The organism is Pseudoalteromonas sp. BSi20652 (assembly GCF_000239855.1).
Classification (GTDB): Bacteria; Pseudomonadota; Gammaproteobacteria; order Enterobacterales; family Alteromonadaceae; genus Pseudoalteromonas.
In genome coordinates this window covers 1-2,042 of record NZ_BADT01000163.1, presented here as the reverse complement: position 1 = coordinate 2,042, position 2,042 = coordinate 1, and the positions used below count along the sequence as shown (strand labels likewise).

The following is a 2,042-nucleotide window of genomic DNA, read 5'->3' as shown; positions in this document are numbered from 1 at the left end:
CAATATTTAAGTGAATTATTCACAAAGAGGTTAAGAGGCGCTGCGCTTAAAGAGTAAAAGTGCTATTAAATAGTCAGTTTACTATTCATGAAATATCAACAAGTTGGCAATACGACCTACTGCTGCCACAGCTTGCCATAGACGGCAAGCAAATGAGTGATGATTGGGTTACCGATAAGCGCTTAAGAAAAGCAGGGCTGAATGAAGAGCAAATAGAGGAGATTTTAGAGTCAATAGCAGATAATGATGGCTCTATAGAAAAAATATTAATACGCAATATGCCTGATGGTTCACTGTCAGTGAAAGAATTAAATAAATACGGAAATATAATTGGTACACCAAAAGGTTTTTAGGAAAAAAATAGCTAAGAGATACATTAAAAGATAAAAAGTATTTTGACGAAAGAATTAATTTCAGGGCTAAGGTTATTGATAAAAAATACAAAAATAACTTTAAACAATAAATTGACAAGTGAAGTCAAAATGAAGAATGCATTCAGGCTCAATAGTGACATTATTTATTTACTACAACAAAAGTTTGCCCGCGGAGACAATTTAACTGAGCTCAAACCTCATTTACTTGAAGCACTTAAATACCGTCAATGGCAAAAAGACTATGCTGATGCCTTGCCTGCAAATGAACAAAAAGATCGCATTGGATGGGAGGAAATTCGCACTGACTATCTTGAAAACTGGCTCGACTGGCTCGCTTTTGCTTATTGTTTAGATATGGGTGATAGCTATTACACGCAGGCTCTTGAATTAATCGCTAATCAAGGACTTGATGTATTGCTCGACTCTATTGCATTGAAAATGGGCGACACTGAACGAGCAGTTTCTAATGATTTATTATTCAAAAAACGATTTAAAAAGCTACACGATGTCATTGCAGCAGACATTGAGCAACAACCTTCTTTAATGAAAGCATACCTCGATGCATGGTATAAACTGATAGATTCACCCGACTATCATTTAATGGATACGGATGCCTACATTGGGTATTGGAGCTGGGAAGCAGCTTTAGTCGTTAAACTTTATAATATTGACGACAGTAGCTTTATTGACCACCCGTATTACCCTAAAGATTTAGTTCACTTTAAAGGATGACATGGATGTTACGTGATAACCGTCAGGATGAAGGCTACCTTCAAACACTTACGAGTGACCTTGATGAAGCTCTAACAGAAACACAAGCCGCACTCGACGACGCTGTATTTACCTCCCCTACTCAGCGCGTTGATGTGGCTCAGAGATTGTTTCAACTAGCGATTATGCGAGCTGTAGCGCATTATTCTTATGGTGCCTCTATTGATGAACTACGCCCTTTTGTACTCGCTATTTTACCTTATCGTGAACAGCTCACCTTGGTAGCTAATAACATTCCACAACCCCATCAGTTTTACCGTGTTGATTTTGAGCAACTTGGAGGCGCTGGCGATGCGTGTGGCTCTGCGAATATAAATCGCTATATTTATACGCTTTGGTGGCTGTCGTTGCTAGTTGCCTGCGACGCGCCCACTGAGCATATTAGTAAAACGCTTGATGTCATTGGTGAACAAGGTAAAGATGCATTATTTGATGCTATTGCCGTAAAGCTCGGTGATTCACAGCGCCCTATGGCAAAAACCCTCTATTACCCTGATGTTTACCAGTGTTTGTTTGATGCCTTTAGTCTTGATAAAAATACGCAAGCACAGAAGCTAAACCAGTTTATATCGCAGTGGTATGCCCAACTTGATGATGCCGACTGGCACGGCAACCATGAATGTGATTGTGAATTTGAATATACTGATTATTACATTGGGTACTGGTGTTTAGAGCATGCGTTAGTGGCAAACTTACTTGGTATAACCAAAGTACAGCTTACGCCACATCCAATGCTAGCCAATGATTTAATACGTAATAAGCCTGAGCGCTAAGGACAGCCAATGCAACCTGATATAAAACACATCCCGCAACACCTAGGTCAGTACCTTTATCAACAAATTGATGCTCCGTGGCTTAAAGCTCAGCTTATTTTAGATTGCGAGAATAACAATGTAC

The 2,042-nt window shown here is 39.4% G+C and carries 3 protein-coding genes and 1 pseudogene; all 4 read left to right on the top strand.

Annotated features, from left to right (window positions below):
• The first annotated feature begins 59 nt into the window (after positions 1-59).
• Complete coding sequence (locus P20652_RS05615) at positions 60-353, top strand: hypothetical protein (RefSeq protein ID WP_008170480.1); 294 nt, start codon at positions 60-62, stop codon at positions 351-353.
• 129 nt (positions 354-482) lie between these two features.
• Positions 483-1,106 (top strand): PoNe immunity protein domain-containing protein, encoded by a 624-nt coding sequence (locus P20652_RS05620; RefSeq protein ID WP_008170479.1) that lies wholly within the window; start codon positions 483-485, stop codon positions 1,104-1,106.
• A gap of 5 nt (positions 1,107-1,111) precedes the next feature.
• Positions 1,112-1,918 (top strand): PoNe immunity protein domain-containing protein, encoded by an 807-nt coding sequence (locus P20652_RS05625; protein ID WP_008170478.1) that lies wholly within the window; start codon positions 1,112-1,114, stop codon positions 1,916-1,918.
• A gap of 9 nt (positions 1,919-1,927) precedes the next feature.
• Positions 1,928-2,042: pseudogene (locus P20652_RS21075) on the top strand (DUF600 domain-containing protein); the annotation flags it as partial.